Genomic DNA, 17,068 nt, shown 5'->3' with positions numbered 1-17,068 from the left:
AGATGCATCGCGGCGGCAAGGGAGCGAATCCCCGGGAGCATAGATAACTCTGTGACCGGGGTGAGTGAGTGCAGCCAACAAAGAGGCAATTTGAAAGATAATGGGTATAAATGAAAAATAAAGGAAATAATTATGACCACAACTACAGATCAAATCGCTGTTGATTATCCTATTCCTACTTATCGATTTGTTGTCTCCGTTGGTGATGAACAAATCCCTTTCAACAGTGTTTCAGGACTGGATATTACGTATGACATAATAGAATACAAAGATGGTACCGGTAATTACTATAAAATGCCGGGTCAACGTCAGTTAATCAATATTACGCTACGTAAAGGCGTATTCCCTGGGGATACTAAACTTTTTGACTGGCTTAATTCCATTCAGCTTAATCAGGTTGAGAAAAAAGACGTTGCAATTAACCTGACCAATGAAGCCGGTACCGAGATTTTAATGACCTGGAGCGTAGCAAATGCGTTCCCAACTTCATTAACTTCCCCTTCTTTTGATGCCACCAGCAATGATATTGCGGTTCAAGAAATAAAATTGACTGCGGATCGGGTAACCATTCAGGCAGCTTAAAGCATCTCTATGACTGATATATCAGACGGGACAAAATGATTCTCAAAATTTGGCACGACTGCTATCCGTCCAACTAAATTCACCATCCTACAGTTCACGCAAAATATCTCACAATATAATTGGAGGCAATATGCCAACAACAACTTATCCCGGCGTTTATATTGAAGAAGACGCTTCACTGTCACTTTCCGTTCGCTCAAGTGCAACGGCAGTGCCCGTTTTTGCCGTTGCAGATGGCACAGACGACAGTAAACTTAATACTCCTATCAGAGTTAATAGTTGGTTAGAATATCTGACCCGAAAAGCAGATAAAAAATTTGATCCCGACAATAAACTTGATATCGCCCTGCGAGCCTATTTTATTAACGGCGGCGGATATGCCTACCTTATTAAAACCAAAGACTTAGAAAAACAAGTTCCAAAACTTGACGATGTCACATTACTGGTTGCTGCTGGAGAAGATATCAAAAGCGCTGTGACTACACTTTGCCAATCGGGCAAAGGATTATTCGCTATTTTCGATGGCCCAACAGATCAGATACCCTCAGACAAAGAACCGGATAATATACTCACACCTTATCCTTCTACCCACCATGCCGCAGTTTATTACCCCTGGCTAACTGCTGATTGGGGAGCAAATAAAACCAGCGTTGATATTCCGCCCAGCGCCGTAATAGCCGGTATTTATGCCAGTGTCGATAACAGTCGTGGCGTTTGGAAAGCACCCGCTAACGTCCCTATTCAAGGCGGATTACAACCTAAATACCCAGTAACTGACGACCTGCAAGCACAATATAACAAAGGTAAAGCGTTAAATATGATCCGCACTTTTCCTAAGAGTGGCACGTTGGTTTGGGGCGCCAGAACACTTGAAGATAGCGATAACTGGCGTTATATCCCGGTTCGCCGCCTGTTTAACAGTGCAGAGCGAGACATTAAAAATGCCATGAGTTTCGCGGTCTTTGAGCCTAACAACCAACCCACCTGGAAAGCCGTACACCGGGCTATCGATAACTATCTCTATGCCCTCTGGCAACAAGGAGGACTAGCAGGCAACAAAGCTGAACAGGCTTACTTTGTCCAGATTGGTAAAGATATCACCATGACCGATGACGATATCAAGCAAGGCAAAATGATTGTCAAAGTTGGGATGGCCGCCGTGCGTCCGGCTGAATTTATTATCCTTCAATTTTCACAAAACGTAGCACAGTAATCGTACTGAGGCGCGGTTTAACGCCGCGTCCATTCAGTCCAGTGTTGAATAAGAGGAGACAATAATGATAACGGAGATAAAACAGCCTGGCATCACGATAGCGGAAAATTCAATATCTCTAAAACCAAACAATGAATTTATCGGCATACCCGTTTTTATTGGCTATACCGAAAAAAATTCAAGCCATAAAACGGCTGTAAAACTAAATAGCCTGATGGACTTTACCCAATCTTTCGGTGAATCAGAATTAACGTATTATTCAGTACGCCACTTTTTTGAAAACGGCGGACAGCAAGCTTATATATTGTCACTGGGGATCAATGAACAGTTAAAAGATTTTCAATCATTAATTACTGCCCTACAACAAGAGTGGGTGAAACAAGCGATTTCCGCAGAAAGTGAAATTACGCTGATTGTCACACCTGATATCACTCGTTTTAATGATACCAACGCTCAAAAAGCCCTTTGGCTACAATTCTGGCAATCAGTTCTCGACCTTTGCAAAAGCCGACGCGGCATCATGGGATTACTGGACGCCCCGGACGATCCAACATTAGCCGCTAATTGTCTGGCTGATCTTTCTTCAAATGATCGCCAATGGGGTGCCGTATACTGGCCGGGGCTAAAAAGCACTTACCAAAAAAAGGGGGAATACATTGTACTTTCGCCTACCGCTGCGGTCGCCGCTGTTATACAACGCAATGACAACCAGAAAGGCGTATGGACGGCTCCCGCCAATGTCGCTTTAGCTAAAGTGATCGGCCCGGTACGTTCTTACCTTGAAGCGGGGACTCTCCTTAACCTTAATCAAGAAGGCACTTCGTTGAATCTGGTTCGCAGCTTCCCTAGCAAAGGTATTAAAATCTGGGGTTGCCGCACGCTGGACAACATGTCAGGTTCCCCCTGGCGCTATATCCAAATTCGCCGTCTGGTTTCCTATGTCGAAACCCATATGACCCAATTGGGCCGAGCCTTTGTCTTTGAACCCAATAACGCCATTACCTGGATGAAATTTAAAGGTCAAGCCCACAACTGGTTACGTCAATTATGGTTAAAAGGTGGATTGCGAGGCACTGAGGAAAATCAGGCATTTGAGGTGTTACTGGGTGTTAATGAATCAATGAATGAAGCGGATATTTTGGCCGGAAAGATGATCATGAAAATCAGGCTGGCCCTGTTAATTCCAGCAGAGTTTATTGAGTTAAGTCTGACATTTGATATCCATAACAATACCGTACCTAGCTAATCTAAACAGGGGAAAAACATGCACAACCTATACACCCCGTCAGTATCACACCGTTTTATCGCCAGTTTTCTGTTTAACAATATTCCCAGCCCACTTGATATCGCTTTTCAGCGCATATCGGGCCTGAGCCGAGAGATGCAAACCACCCAACACAGCCAGGGCGGAGAAAATGCCAGAAACGTCTGGCTAACCGAAAAGATCCAACATGGCAGCCTGGTGCTGGAGCGTGGTGTCATGACCATTACGCCCCTCACTTTGATATTTGATCGCGTACTGCGTGGTGAGAAAGCGGTGTATGCCGATGTCGTCATCATGCTACTGAACGAAAACACGTTACCCGTGGCGAGCTGGACGGTCAGTAACGCACTCCCCGTTCGTTGGTCCACCAGCGACTTTGATGCTAATAGCAACACCGTACTGGTGAACTCTCTGGAATTACGTTATCAGGATATGCGCTGGTTAGGAGTAAAAGCATGACTGTTGAAATTAAGGAACTGATTATTCAGGCAAAAGTCACCGATCCGACGAGTGATCAACTCTCCCCACCAACATTAGCTCAGGAAAAACTGGATAACACCCGTTTGATTGAGATGGTGAAACGGGAGGTATTAGAGGCATTACGTGAAACAGGAGGTGATTATGAGTTTAATTGAACGCGGTTTATCCAGACTCACCCTTTCCGCCTTCAAAGACCGGGAAGGAAAAGTCTCCGTGGGTAGCTTACAGGCCATGTATAACCCCGATACGATCCAGCTTGATTACCAAACCCGTTACCAACAGGATGAAAGTGTTAATCGTACCAGCCAAAGCAGCCGTTATGTATTATCTCAGCCTGCTGGATTATCCTTGGTCCTGCTGTTTGATGCCTCAATGCCCGGCAATAACACACCCATAGAAACACAGCTTGCAACCCTGAAATCCCTGTGTGCGGTGGATGCCAGCACCAAAGTACCCCACTTCCTTAAAATTAAATGGGGTAAAATGCGCTGGGAAAACAAAGGTTATTTCGCTTGCCGAGCCAGTAGTCTGGCCGTCAACTATACTTTGTTTGACCGGGATGCCACACCACTGCGCGCCAATGCGACCTTATCCCTGGTGGCAGACGAGAGTTTTGTTATTCAAGCTACCGAGCGACAGTTAAAATCGCCTCCGGCTACTGCGGTTAGCGTAACCGATATGCTTTCCCTACCCTTGATCGCCTTAGGTGCTGGAGCTTCGCTGGCCGGTGGTATCGATTATCTCTCGCTGGCCTGGCAAAACAGTCTGGATAATCTTGATGACTTTACCCCCGGACAAACCCTACAAGCTCGGGGGGATACATGAAAATACCCACAGTAACCCTCAAAATAGGGGGTAAAACCCTCAATCAATTTACCGTAATCAACTTGACAACCAACCATCACATCAACGGTATCCCTTCGGCCAACATCACTCTGGGTATCGCCGGTGATGCCAACCCTATTTTTGACACCAAGACACAGGCTGAATTGGCAAGCTGCCGCCCGAACCATGAAATTATCGTACAAATGCAAAAAACCGTGTTGTTTAAGGGAATCATCGTTCGGCAGACATTGGGGCTTAAAGGTCAGGACAGCATCATTACCCTGACGGCAAAACATCACCTGCAAAAATTAACCCATAGCTTTCACTCACAGCTATTCAATAAACAGAGTGATGAGGCAATTATCAAAAAACTCTTCAATCAGAATGGTATCCAAACAACGATAAAGCAGGCCCCTCAACTCAAAACCGTTCATGAACAAATGGTGCAATTTCGTTGTAATGATTGGGCATTTCTAAAAAGCCGATTAACTGCCACTAACACCTGGCTGCTGCCCGGCAATGAGTCAGTGACCTTGATAACCCCCAAGGCCCTAAATCAATCAACGGTACATACCCTTCATCGACATGCCAGTCGTGTTCAAGATATTGTGCTATTTGAAGCGGATCTCCAATGGAATAACCAATACAGCCCTAAGACAGTGAGTGTCCGTGCCTGGGATATTGCTCAACAAAAGCTTTCTCAAGCAATCAATACTCAAAACAGCAGGCTTGGCGGTAATAAATTGGCGGTGGACAGTATCGCCGCACTGGCCGATAAAGAGTGGCAATGGGCTTACAGCTATCCATTGGATAATGAACAAGCCAAACATCTTGCTCAAGGCATTATGGATAATCTACGCAGTCATAATATATCCGGTAGTTTTGAAATCGAAGGCAATCACCATTATCAACCAGGGGATGTTCTGGCGTTAAATGGCTTTGGTCAAGGAATAGATGGTCAAGGGATCATCACCGGTGTAAATCAGATAATTAACCAGCGGCAAGGCTGGCGTACCCGATTAACCTTAGGCATGTTGCCAGATGTGGCCGCCCCAGTGCCACAGGTGAAAGAGTTACATATCGGTATCGTGGAAAAATACCAACAAGACAGCCAATCGCTGGGGCGCATCCCGGTCAGAATACCGGCATTAAACCTGACCCAAGGTGTCCTTTTTGCCCGGTTAGGTAAACCTTATGCCAGTCATGAAAGCGGATTTTGCTTTTATCCAGAACCGGGAGATGAAGTGATTATCGGATTCTTTGAATGTGATCCCCGTTTTCCAGTGATATTAGGTTCCATGCATAATCCGAAAAATAAACCGCCGTTAGAACCCAGCGAAAAAAATCCGGTGAAAACTTTAGTTATCAAGCAAGGAGATAAACAACAGGCATTAATATTCGATAATAAAGAAAACACAGTGGCCCTTAATAGCGGAGAAAATAAAGTTTCTCTGCAACAGGATAAAGATATTACGCTCAATTCAACGAAAAATCTCAATATTAAAGGTACGAAAATCAACTTAACACAGTAATGAGGTATTGAAATGACAAACAAAATATTAGCCGATATTTATGGTTGCGGCTGGAAATTTCCGCCACAGTTTTCTCTTGAGACTGGAGTAGCAATGGAAAAAGGAGCCGAAAACGTTCGCCAAAGTATTAAAATCCTTTTTTTAACTGAACCCGGTGAACGGATTATGCATGAGGATTATGGCTGTGGTCTGAATGATTATATGTTTGAAAATATCAGTGATGAATTATTATCGGAGATTCAAACCCGCATTGAAGAACGCGTATTGCGTTATGAACCCCGCGCAGAAATCACCGATATTCAGGTAACTCAGAAAACAGATTCACCGAATACCTTACATATTCAAGTGACCTATGCCCTGAGAGGCAGCCAAATCAGTCAACAGCTTAACGGGGTTCTTGAGATCAACGAAGGTCAGGCAAAGGTGAATCTATGAGTAAACAACTCATTATTGATGGCGACAGCCTGCTATTCGAGCCATTCTTCGGCAACCGGCAGGTCACCATTTTGGGACTAGCAACCATCAGCGGCAGCGGACACGCGCAAATCCAGGGCAAAAAGATCGCCATTGTGGGGGATGAAAAAAAGGTACAACTTCAAGCACAATACATTACCCCAAGCCACCCGATACCCGGCCTGGGGATGGTCACCATTGCGCAATTGGATGCAAGCCAACAAGTAAACTTTTGCCGTAGCCCTGCCACAGTGATAGTTGTCGGGCAGCAATTTACCGCCCGTTTTACCCCATCACAACCAGCGAGTAATCCGTCAACCGGACCAGATATCACAACACCTAGTATGGGAAAAGGCCGTTTTATTGCCAGTCAATATATCGTTAACGCAGGATAAATAACCTCTAAAAACTCATTATTAAACAACGATCCTATTGCTCAAAGCTATCAGCAATATATTTAAATAACAGGTGGTATAATATGGAACTCACCGAATTAAAAAATAAACTCGCCGCTATCGTACCAGAGACAGATTTTAAACTTGATGAAAGAAGTACGCTAGATATTTTAAACTGGCTACAAGAATATGCTAAAAACATCCCTTTCGATCAAGAGAAAAGACAATTCTGGGATAGTTTCTATTTTATTCAGGAAAATAGTCCTGAAAAATTAGCCGATCTTTACCAAAACGTTAATAAAGCAAATGGTCATTTACCGGCCCATCAAGCTTTTGTTTTAGCCTTTTTAAAGCTTTTAGAAACCACCAAAATATTATTTAATACTTTTCCGGCACGACATCGTGATCTTTATTACCGGGAATTATTGGGACTAAAACCAAGAAGTGCTCAAGCAGATAGCGTTGCTTTAGGCATTACCTTAAATACAGATAATGCAGAACATCTCATTCCTAAAGGAACCTTGTTTGATGCCGGGCAGGATAGCGCTGGAAACCCATTACAATATGCATCAGATACCGATCTATTAGCGAACCAAGGGAAACTAACCGATCTGCGTTGGTGTCGGAAAGATAAAGATAACGGTGGCTGGAAATCAGCAATACTGTTAAGCGACTCAGACAATATTGAATTACCTGAAAACGGTATTCGACTTTTTAGCCCAACGCCTGATGATGCTCCAGTTTTGTCCGGTTATCTGATCACTTCGCCTTTATTTGCTATGTCGAAAGGAGAGCGCATTATTAAGATTAAATTAGCAAACGAGTGGACGGATAATCCTGATCACATCACCGCTAAAATCAGTTCGGGAGATCATTGGCTTTCATTATCAGTAGAAAAAGAAGAGGACAAACATCTTAAACTTTGCTTAACAGCTAAGGATGATCCTATCAACCCGCCTAACAACCTTGATAATATGACGTTTGATATACCGGTATTAAAGCTGAGCGTCACTCAGGGGATTCTACCTAATATTACCGAGATTGAGATCAATATTAACGGCAACCACAATGTATTCTATGCCTCTGATGCAGGTACTGAACAAACAGATGCAACTAGTTTCCCTTTTAGTCAATCACCATCGTCAGGTTCTGGTTTTAATTTGATTGCCCCTGAATGGTATGGCACTAAAAACGCAACACTTACCCTTACTCCTCAATGGGTTGACTTGCCTACAGAGAGCTTTAGAAAGCGGTATGAAGCATACAGCCCTAAGCCCTCCAATAATGGCGTGTTTAAAGTAAAAGGATATTTAGTTACTTCTCAAAAAACGAAAGAAGGACTTAATAACAATGAAGCTCAATCATTATTCAGTGAAGATGAAAATAATAAACCACAAGGAAAAAGCCTAAATTTTACTTTACCGGTAATGAATTACTCTCCTGTAGACAAGCCATCACCCTATGACTGGCCTGCGTCAATACGCATAGAACTGACTGAACAGGATTTTATGCATGCTCAATATTGGCAAAATCCTACTGGTAAAAATCAGCCCTATACCCCGAAAATTAGCACATTACAGATTCAGTTCAGTGCTAAAGTTAAACCCGAACAATTTTCCGTTTACTCTCTCACGCCTTTTGGTTGGGACAAAGCAGGAAAAGATATAACATCACTAACCGACGACGCATTCTATTTAGGTTTTACTGATATATTACCAGGACAAACTTTATCCCTGTACTGGCAGTTAGAAGGTTCTGAAAAACTCCCTTTATCCTGGTTTTACCTCAATAAAAATAACAGTTGGCGTCCACTGGATAAATTGGTTGACGATAAAACTCGCAACCTGTTTGACCGAGGAACCTGGAGTACTTTGTTACCACAAGATGCTTCAAATCAAACCTCTCTAATGCCAACAGATAAATATTGGCTAAAAGCTGAGATGATATCAAAGGTATCTGGTAAAAAACCGCCTAATTATCCAAGCATTAAAGGGCTATTATATAACGCTATAACCGCCACTCTAATTAACGTAGACACCATTGAACCGGATCACTTAATCAATGGATTAGCCATCAGCAGCATTAAACAACCAGTAAACTCATCCGTTGCAATCAATGAAGTGACTCAACCTTGGACCTCCTGGAATAGTCGTCCGAAAGAAGACGAGCAAACCTTCCTGAAACGGGTTCCCTCCCGGCTGTCCCATCGTAACCGAGCATTGAATTGGGGAGATATTGTCACCTTATTAAAAGAGCGATTTGTCAGCATATTTGATGTCAAATACCCTTCTACCAATGAATTAACCAAAATACCCGCGCCAGAAAAGCGCCAATTAATCGTCATCCCTGATAATCGCTATAAAGATAATGATGATTTACTCCGCCCAGAATTGAACCAAGCCCGATTAACTGAAATGGTCGAATGGTTAGATCGATTAAGCAGCCCCTGGACAACCATTGAAATTAAGAATCCCACATACGTTGATGTCCCGATTAGCTATGAATTGATATTTACTCCAGGAGTTAACCCCGATTACGGCCGCCATCAATTACAACAGGAACTGAGTCGAATCTACATGCCGTGGGGAGAAAATATTGCTATCGGCGTAACGCCAGGTAATCGCATTGACTACTACCAGTTATTAGCCACCATTCAACAATCACCTTGGGTTGAACGGGTCACTAGTTTGACTTTAAAAAAAGGCAGTCCATCCACTGATGTCATAGGTAAAAGTGTAGAAGCCGACGATGACGAAGTATTGATTTTAGTCTGGAAATAAAAACCCCTAAACGAAGGAGTTCACAAATGAATAATCGAGATATACTATTTCCCATTATCAAAGACGATATTGCCTTTGATTCTTTACTTGCTCAGGCAAAAACCGTTATTGAACAACAATCCGGCCAATGTTGGAACGATATGGGGGAAAATGATCCGGGGATCACCTTATTAGAAGCTTGTTGTTATGGCGCATCTGATTTAGCTTACCGCCATTCATTACCACTGAAAGATCTTCTTACGCCTAAACAAGAGGAACAAACATCCAGAGACGGTATTTTCCCTAAAGAGTTTGGCCCACAACAAATATTGACTTGTGGCCCCATCACCGAAGAGGATTATCGCCGGGCTTTATTGGATTTGCATAGCAACGACAACAGTGATGGTTATTTTCTCTTTAATGATGTACAGCTTATTCATGAACCTGAAAATCAACGCTATACATACTGGTATAGCAAAAAAAAGCGGCAATACAGCTTTATTGAAGACCAATACGAAAACACACCACAATTAAAATTAACACTGAGGGGAAACTATTGGCTTTATTTGCTCCCTAGCCGGGAAATCGAAGAAGATCAAAATAAAAAAAATCAAGCTCAGGAAAAGTTGGAAGATTTTCTGAGGGACAATCGCAATTTGGGTGAATCAGTCAGCAAAATTATTTGGCTAGAACCCATCGATCTCTCATTGAAGATTGATATTCAGCTTGATGATGATGTCAAAGATATCGCTGATATATTTGCTAAAGTTTATACAACAGCGGAACAAATGATTCTTGAAAAACCACTACGTTATACCACCCAAGAAATGAAAGAAATGGGTTACGATCATGAAGAAATTTTTGATGGGCCTTATTTGAATCATGGCTGGATACTCAAACTACCTCCGGTTAAGGATTACAACAACCCTATGATATTAAATCCAAGCCCTTTGGTTAACCAATTATTAACAATCAAAGGCGTTCAAAGCATTGCCCGATTCACATTAGATGATAATAATGAAAAGATTTCTAAGTTACCAAATGATAATTGGTCCTGGAAAATCGATCAGGGATACTATCCCAGACTATGGGGCAACGATCCATTAGCATTAATTACCTCAGAATCAAGCCCTCTCATCATTACCGCCAAAGGAGGGATTAAAGCCAACGTGATTAAACAACAGGTAAAAGAAAAAATAATTTCAGAACCTCTGATTAATACACAGCCTGAACTATTAAATTGGGGAAAACATCGTAAGGTTCTGGATTACTATCCGGTGAGTAATAAATTACCTGCTTGCTATGAATTACAAACTAATACTCAACAGAAAATACAATTACATCAGTTCATGTTACCTTTTGAACAAATGCTAGCTAATAACTGTGCTAATCTCGCCTTGTTACCAAAACTATTGGCTTTTAAACAACGAGGAAATAATGTACATGGTACTCAATGGCCTTTTCAAGAAAATAATGTGGGTCAAAATGTTCATCAAAACATAAAACCTAACTTAATTGACCAAGTGAATAACGAAGCTAAAATTGATAATAATAAAAACTATGCTAAAGAATTAATCATTCTAGATTATCTATTACGATATTTTGGGGCGCAATGTGCAACCCCTCTCCTATCACAAAACTCAAATTCTCGGGAAGATTTTCTATCTACTCAGCGCGAATATCTTGCTCAACAACCCGAACTGGCCTATCAACGTAATAATATTCGTATTGATAAGGTGTCAGCACTGCAAAAACGTATTGCTGCCCGGTTGGGTCTGGGAGGAGAATGTTTCAAAGAAAAACCAGACTTAGCTAACCTTCCTTTTTATTTAATTGAACATAAGCAACTCTTACCAGTAAAACCTACGCAGGAATACAATAATAAGACAATCCCTAATAATATCGAAGTCAAAAATGAGCAATTAACAATCACGCAAATAGGTTCCTCAGGTAAGTTACTACGAGGTCAAGTTATTAACTTAATTATCAATATAGATTATGCTAATCTCCTATTGCTTAATCAGATGATCACTGAGGTAACAGGAAATATATTCACCCTTAACATCAATAACAGTAATGTTTTAAGAGAAAATCTAGAAAATGTGCAACTAGCATTTAAAGAAAATAAACTAAGCTGGGAAAACAGCTCAGAGTGGATGGAAGATATAGATTATCAACTGGTTTATGCCGATCATCTCCCTTCAAGTGAAGCAGAAAATGAATACTGGATTACTATCAGCAACAAAAGCCACTTCCCTGCCATGATTGGAAAGGATGACGAAGTCACGCTAAATGATAATAAAAATCATGAAATTAAAGCATACGTAAAGAAATTTAATCCTATTAAGAGACAAATATTACTTAAAAAAAAATCAGACTCAATAAATAATTTCCCAAGAAAGGAAATAGCATCACTCTATCACTGGCATTTTTCCGGAGAAAGATATGTCCAAGCTGATCATTTTTCATTTGTGGTCAGTGTGGTACTGAATCGCGAGCTAATTGGCAGTGACAAAGTTGATCTATACGAAATAGAATCTTGGGTGAAAGCTGAGATTTTAGCCGAATTACCAGCTCATATTTCACTCGTTATTCATTGGCTTTCACCAGAACATTTTAATGATTTTGCCAACACCTACAAACGCTGGCAAAACAACGGCGCTTCCTTAGGGGACGCAGCATATGAAATTTTAAAAACATTAACACTCGGAAAACCACCTACTACTTCATCATCCGAAGAAAATTTTATACCTGATGCAGTATAATAATAAAAAATTACAGCCTAAAATCAACGTATTATAATATACCCTATGGATTTCAAGTTGCATCGCGACGGCAAGGGAACGAATCCCCGGGAGCATAGATAACTATATGACCGGGGTGAGTGAGTGCAGCCAACAAAGAGGCAGCTTGAAAGATGACGGGTATAATTAATAAACATTTAGAACAATGTGCGCCTTATAATATGAGATATATTATAAATAAAAACTCCAGTTAATTATGATGACATATTTCATATTCATATTTTTACGATTAATTACATTTACTAACCATAAAGGAAATATAAACATGGTCTCTGAGCCAAATCTGTTAAACCGGATAATCATTACTATTTCAGCTAATAACACGCAGGCAGCTAAAAAAGTATTACATGGCTCCCTGCTTAATCAATCCAATATAAATAAATTAATCAACTCCTATTTCAACCAATATATCATTAATAAAAATATCTATTTAGAAAAACTCACCCTGAACCTTGGAGAAATAAGATTAGATGATTTTAATTCATTATTCCCTCTTCGGCTTAATGCTACTTTAAGTCAAGCATTAAACCAATATCAGGTAAATAATCAGACTGATATTGAGAAATTTATTCATTACTTACATCGAAAAGATTCCACATTAAACCCAATGGAGAAAATGAAGAAGAATGAAATTACTGATATCAACATTAAACAATTAATCAATCAATTACCAAAAATACAAAACAAATGGACACTATTATTGGCAAAAAGCTGTTTATCTGAACACAGTCTGCAAAAACTTCTGGCTATCAGGCAACCAGTTTTATTAAACGCCATTAATTGTAAGTTAGTAGAAAAAACAACCAAACCACAACATCAGGAGGAGCTTGTCTCCTCCGAACAATTGATACTTAATGCACTGGAATATATCCAGCAGTATAATACACAGGAAATGCCTAAACCCGATACGAAAATTATCTCACGTATCACGACTGAACTTAATAATGGTACGATTAATATAGCCTCTATTATTGCGTTATTTCGCCAAGCTGCAACCCGTAATTCTGCATTAAATAACTGGTTAAAACTACTCTGGCAAACAGTACCCGTTTCACAAAATTGTAAAAAACATCTATCGGTTGAAGAATACCAATATCTGTCGGAATACTTTATTACAACAGGAGAAAATAACCACGACCAACATAGAACTGATGACACGCAACTCTCTGAACCGACTTTATTACCTGAACAAACCCTTCCACATCAAGTGAGTCATGCTGGAATATTAGTTTTATGGCCGATATTACCTGTTCTGTTTAATCAACTCGGTCTACTCGAAAAGCAAAAATTTATCCATCGTCAAGCTCAATTCAGTGCCGTTGCCCTCCTTGATTATCTAATTTGGGGAACCGAAAAGGCACCAATAGAACGTAAGGAATTAAATCCTATTTTATGTGGACTCATGGTTGATGAGAATATTGAATCAGCGCCCATTGATCCAGAAAAACAGTTGGCAACAGAACAATGGCTGGATGGGGTTATCAGCCAACTTCCTGCCTGGAAAAAATTAAGCCTCAATGATGTTCGCCAATTATTTTTACAACGCCCGGGAGAATTACGAATAGATGAACAGGAAATCAAAATCACGGTGCAACCTCAACCATTCGATGCACTGTTAAACGACTGGCCATGGCCATTAAATATCGCCAAACTGCCTTGGCTAGATCGCCCTCTATTAATCAACTGGCAAAACATTTAAAAGGTTTATATGAACTTCCCTCTAAAAAATAACCACTGTATGGCAGCAGAATCACGTTGGATTTATCCTCATTTGGAGCGTATTGATCTGCTATTACAACGCTACTATTATCAAAAGAGAGATTGGTACGACTCCTTACCAGAGAGTTTTTTACTTACCGAAGATGAAATAGAACAACGTTTGGTAAAACCATTAGGCATACCTCATTGGTTAAAACAAAGTGATATTATTGATTACAAGGAAATAGAGAATGAATCTATCACCGGTACATTATCATTGTTGATAGAACGTTTTGAACTCACTGAATTTGAACGTGATGCCTTATTATTAGGTTTATTGCCGCATTTCGACAACCGTTATCATGCGCTATTTGCTACTCTACACGGTAACAGTAAAAAACAGTGGCCCAGTTTTGCTTTAGCAATTGAATTATTTAGTCAACACCAAAGTGATTGGCAATTATTTCAAAACCATTTTTTACCGCAAGCTCCATTAATCAGTAATCATTTATTACGGATCAACAACCAAGAGGAACCCATTTGGCTACAAACGCAATTCTTAACGCACAGTAGCGTCTGGCATTTTTTATCCGGCCAACGGGTTATTTTACCTCCCCTGATAACCTGTGCTTATTGGCATTCTTCTATCTCACAGACTTGGTATCCGCAAACCCTTTATCATTCACTTAACAAGATATTGTTAAATGAAATAGATGAAGTACGCCCACTGGTGATCCTCAAAGGAAAACAGGACAGTGCCAGAGAATTAGCGGTCAGTAATATTATGGCATTTCATAATATCAGTACCTTAGTTCTTGATTTAACCCATCTACCGGACGAAGGGAATACCAATACTAAACCTAGCCTGTTAACAGATGCAATACGGGAAGCCCGGCTACACGATGCTTGCTTATTAATTCGTAATTTTTCTTTACTTGCAGGGGAAAAGAAAATATGGCAAAGCGAATTATCCACCCTGCTGAATCAACCAAAATTACGCGTGGTTTGTCTGGTAGAACCGGGAGATTCATTCATATGGATTCAACACTTGCCAATGGTACACATTGAGATGCCTATAGCCACGCTGGCAGAGAAAAAATCGATGCTGACAGAAAATCTGCCAGATAATACCGATTGTGAAATTAATCTTACTCAGTTATGTCAGCGCTTTTCATTTACTCCCGAAACGTTACCGTTAATTATTAAAGAAGCGAGTCAATATCAAATACTCCGGCAACCGGAAGACCCATTAAAGGAGATCGATTTGCGTAAAGCGTTAAATTTCCGCGCCCAACAAAATTTCGGCAAATTAGCCCAACGGATAACCCCCAAACGCCGTTTTAATGATTTAGTGATTTCAGAGGGATTAACTCAACAACTGAAAGAAATTATTGCCGCCATTCATTACCGAGACCAAATATTAAACGCGGGTTTTCAGGAGAAAATAGGTTATGGTACCGGTATTAGCGCCCTATTTTACGGCGAATCAGGGACGGGTAAAACAATGGCCGCAGAAGTGATTGCCGGGCATCTTGGCGTTGATCTGATTAAAGTCGATCTCTCTACCGTGGTGAATAAATATATCGGTGAAACCGAAAAAAATATCTCCCGTATTTTCGACCTGGCCGAAGCCGATTCCGGGGTGTTGTTTTTTGATGAAGCCGATGCTCTATTTGGCAAACGTAGTGAAACCAAAGATGCTCAAGACAGACATGCTAATATTGAAGTTTCTTACTTATTACAGCGATTAGAAAATTATCCGGGGTTGGTGATTTTAGCTACCAACAATCGCAGCCATTTGGATAGTGCGTTTAATCGCCGTTTTACCTTTATTACCCGCTTTACTTACCCCGATGAAATATTACGCAAAGCCATGTGGCAAGCTATTTGGCCTGAACAACTTAATTTATCAGATAAACTTGATTTTGAGCATTTGGCTAAACAAACAAATCTAACCGGTGCTAATATCAGAAATATTGCCTTATTATCATCAATATTAGCCGCGGATGATAATGGTGATCACATTGAAAATAAACACATAGAGCGAGCTGTGATACTTGAATTAAATAAAACTGGTCGATTGGTTTTTTAAACATTTAATAGAATTGGAGTTAATATGATAAATATAATTGATCCTAACAATGCTATTATTGAAGTTAATAACGCATTAAATAATATTTTATCTCAGTATTTAAAGAATATTGATATCCGCTTTGATCTACCCGAAATAAATTCAACCCCAGAAGCCCCCACAGTCAGTGTATTTCTTTATGATATACACGAAGATCTACAATTACGCGCTGCTGAACCAAAGAGCTATAATCCCATCACCAACTCATTATTGCCAGGATGGGTAAATATTAATTATAACTACTTAATTACTTACTGGCATCCAAGTAAATCATCAAGCGATAGCGCTAATCCTGATAGTCAACCAAATAATCAAGCTGCGCAAGTCATGACAGCGATTTTAAATGCATTGGTTAACAATCGACAATTACCTAAAATTCCTGGTGCATATACCAGAGTCATTCCACCACAAGAAAATCTAAATAGCTTAGGTAACTTTTGGCAAGCGCTCGGCAATCGCCCTCGCCTTTCTTTATTATATTCAATTACCGCACCGGTAAAACTGCAAGATATTAAAGAGACCATAAAACCCGTTAGCCAAATTTCCACTTCTGTGGATCAAAAATCAAATCTGGATAATGTGCAAATCAACCAAGCTTTATTTAACAAATTGTGTGCCGATTTAGGGGGTACAGAAGATGTTCACCTTGCCCTTGCGAAAGTAAATCTGATAACCAAATCTATTAAGGAAAATAATGAAAATCAGAATAATAAAAATATTATTCTTGAAGTTTCTGGCATTACCCACTTTGATTATTCATCCAAAATAAAAGATATTCTTTCAACCTGGAAAAATAGCCATAGTGCTGTTGTCAGGATAAATAATATTGATATTATTGTTTCAGAATACAAATCAGAACAATTAAAAGGAGTTCAAAACCTTTAATTTACATTAATATATACCCAATAGATTTAGAGTTGCAGCGCGGCGGC

14 protein-coding genes are annotated in these 17,068 nt (G+C 40.3%); all 14 read left to right on the top strand.

The features are described from left to right. The first annotated feature begins 132 nt into the window (after nt 1-132). Nucleotides 133-582 carry a phage tail protein gene (locus tag AM629_RS01270; RefSeq protein WP_054475397.1) on the top strand — a complete coding sequence of 150 codons (450 nt, stop codon included), beginning with the start codon at nt 133-135 and terminating at the stop codon, nt 580-582. 130 nt (nt 583-712) lie between these two features. Then, nucleotides 713-1,795: a phage tail sheath family protein gene (locus AM629_RS01265; protein WP_054475395.1), complete on the top strand. Its 1,083-nt coding sequence runs from the start codon at nt 713-715 to the stop codon at nt 1,793-1,795. Nucleotides 1,796-1,859: 64 nt separating this feature from the next. Continuing rightward, a complete protein-coding gene (locus AM629_RS01260) occupies nt 1,860-3,041 on the top strand; it encodes a phage tail sheath family protein (RefSeq protein WP_054475393.1) in 1,182 nt (393 codons plus the stop codon). An 18-nt stretch (nt 3,042-3,059) separates the two neighbouring features. Next, nucleotides 3,060-3,518 (top strand): phage tail protein, encoded by a 459-nt coding sequence (locus AM629_RS01255; protein ID WP_054475391.1) that lies wholly within the window; start codon nt 3,060-3,062, stop codon nt 3,516-3,518. Next, on the top strand, nt 3,515-3,694 hold the full coding sequence (locus tag AM629_RS01250) for a DUF5908 family protein (protein WP_054475389.1): 180 nt from the start codon (nt 3,515-3,517) through the stop codon (nt 3,692-3,694). Before AM629_RS01255 ends, AM629_RS01250 begins: the two co-directional genes overlap by 4 nt. Next, nucleotides 3,681-4,364 (top strand): CIS tube protein, encoded by a 684-nt coding sequence (locus tag AM629_RS01245; protein ID WP_054475387.1) that lies wholly within the window; start codon nt 3,681-3,683, stop codon nt 4,362-4,364. The genes AM629_RS01250 and AM629_RS01245 overlap by 14 nt, the downstream gene beginning before the upstream one ends. Beyond that, on the top strand, nt 4,361-5,896 hold the full coding sequence (locus AM629_RS01240) for a phage baseplate assembly protein V (RefSeq protein WP_235525368.1): 1,536 nt from the start codon (nt 4,361-4,363) through the stop codon (nt 5,894-5,896). The genes AM629_RS01245 and AM629_RS01240 overlap by 4 nt, the downstream gene beginning before the upstream one ends. A 12-nt stretch (nt 5,897-5,908) precedes the next feature. Further along, nucleotides 5,909-6,331: a GPW/gp25 family protein gene (locus AM629_RS01235; RefSeq protein ID WP_054475379.1), complete on the top strand. Its 423-nt coding sequence runs from the start codon at nt 5,909-5,911 to the stop codon at nt 6,329-6,331. Then, a complete protein-coding gene (locus AM629_RS01230; protein ID WP_054475378.1) occupies nt 6,328-6,744 on the top strand; it encodes a contractile injection system spike tip protein in 417 nt (138 codons plus the stop codon). The genes AM629_RS01235 and AM629_RS01230 overlap by 4 nt, the downstream gene beginning before the upstream one ends. Nucleotides 6,745-6,827: 83 nt before the next feature. Then, nucleotides 6,828-9,524 (top strand): baseplate J/gp47 family protein, encoded by a 2,697-nt coding sequence (locus AM629_RS01225; RefSeq protein ID WP_054475377.1) that lies wholly within the window; start codon nt 6,828-6,830, stop codon nt 9,522-9,524. Nucleotides 9,525-9,550: 26 nt separating this feature from the next. Further along, nucleotides 9,551-12,268 (top strand): baseplate wedge protein, encoded by a 2,718-nt coding sequence (locus tag AM629_RS01220; RefSeq protein ID WP_054475375.1) that lies wholly within the window; start codon nt 9,551-9,553, stop codon nt 12,266-12,268. Between the two features lie 304 nt (nt 12,269-12,572). Then, complete coding sequence (locus tag AM629_RS01215) at nt 12,573-14,006, top strand: contractile injection system tape measure protein (RefSeq protein WP_054475373.1); 1,434 nt, start codon at nt 12,573-12,575, stop codon at nt 14,004-14,006. A 9-nt stretch (nt 14,007-14,015) separates the two neighbouring features. Next, complete coding sequence (locus tag AM629_RS01210; protein WP_054475371.1) at nt 14,016-16,097, top strand: ATP-binding protein; 2,082 nt, start codon at nt 14,016-14,018, stop codon at nt 16,095-16,097. Between the two features lie 24 nt (nt 16,098-16,121). Further along, complete coding sequence (locus AM629_RS01205) at nt 16,122-17,021, top strand: Pvc16 family protein (RefSeq protein WP_054475368.1); 900 nt, start codon at nt 16,122-16,124, stop codon at nt 17,019-17,021. Nucleotides 17,022-17,068 lie beyond the last annotated feature (47 nt).

Origin of the sequence: Photorhabdus heterorhabditis (assembly GCF_001280945.1) — a bacterium.
GTDB classification, from domain to species: domain Bacteria; phylum Pseudomonadota; class Gammaproteobacteria; order Enterobacterales; family Enterobacteriaceae; genus Photorhabdus; species Photorhabdus heterorhabditis.
Note: the sequence above shows the minus strand (reverse complement) of the source record. Positions and strands in the feature narration are given on the sequence as shown.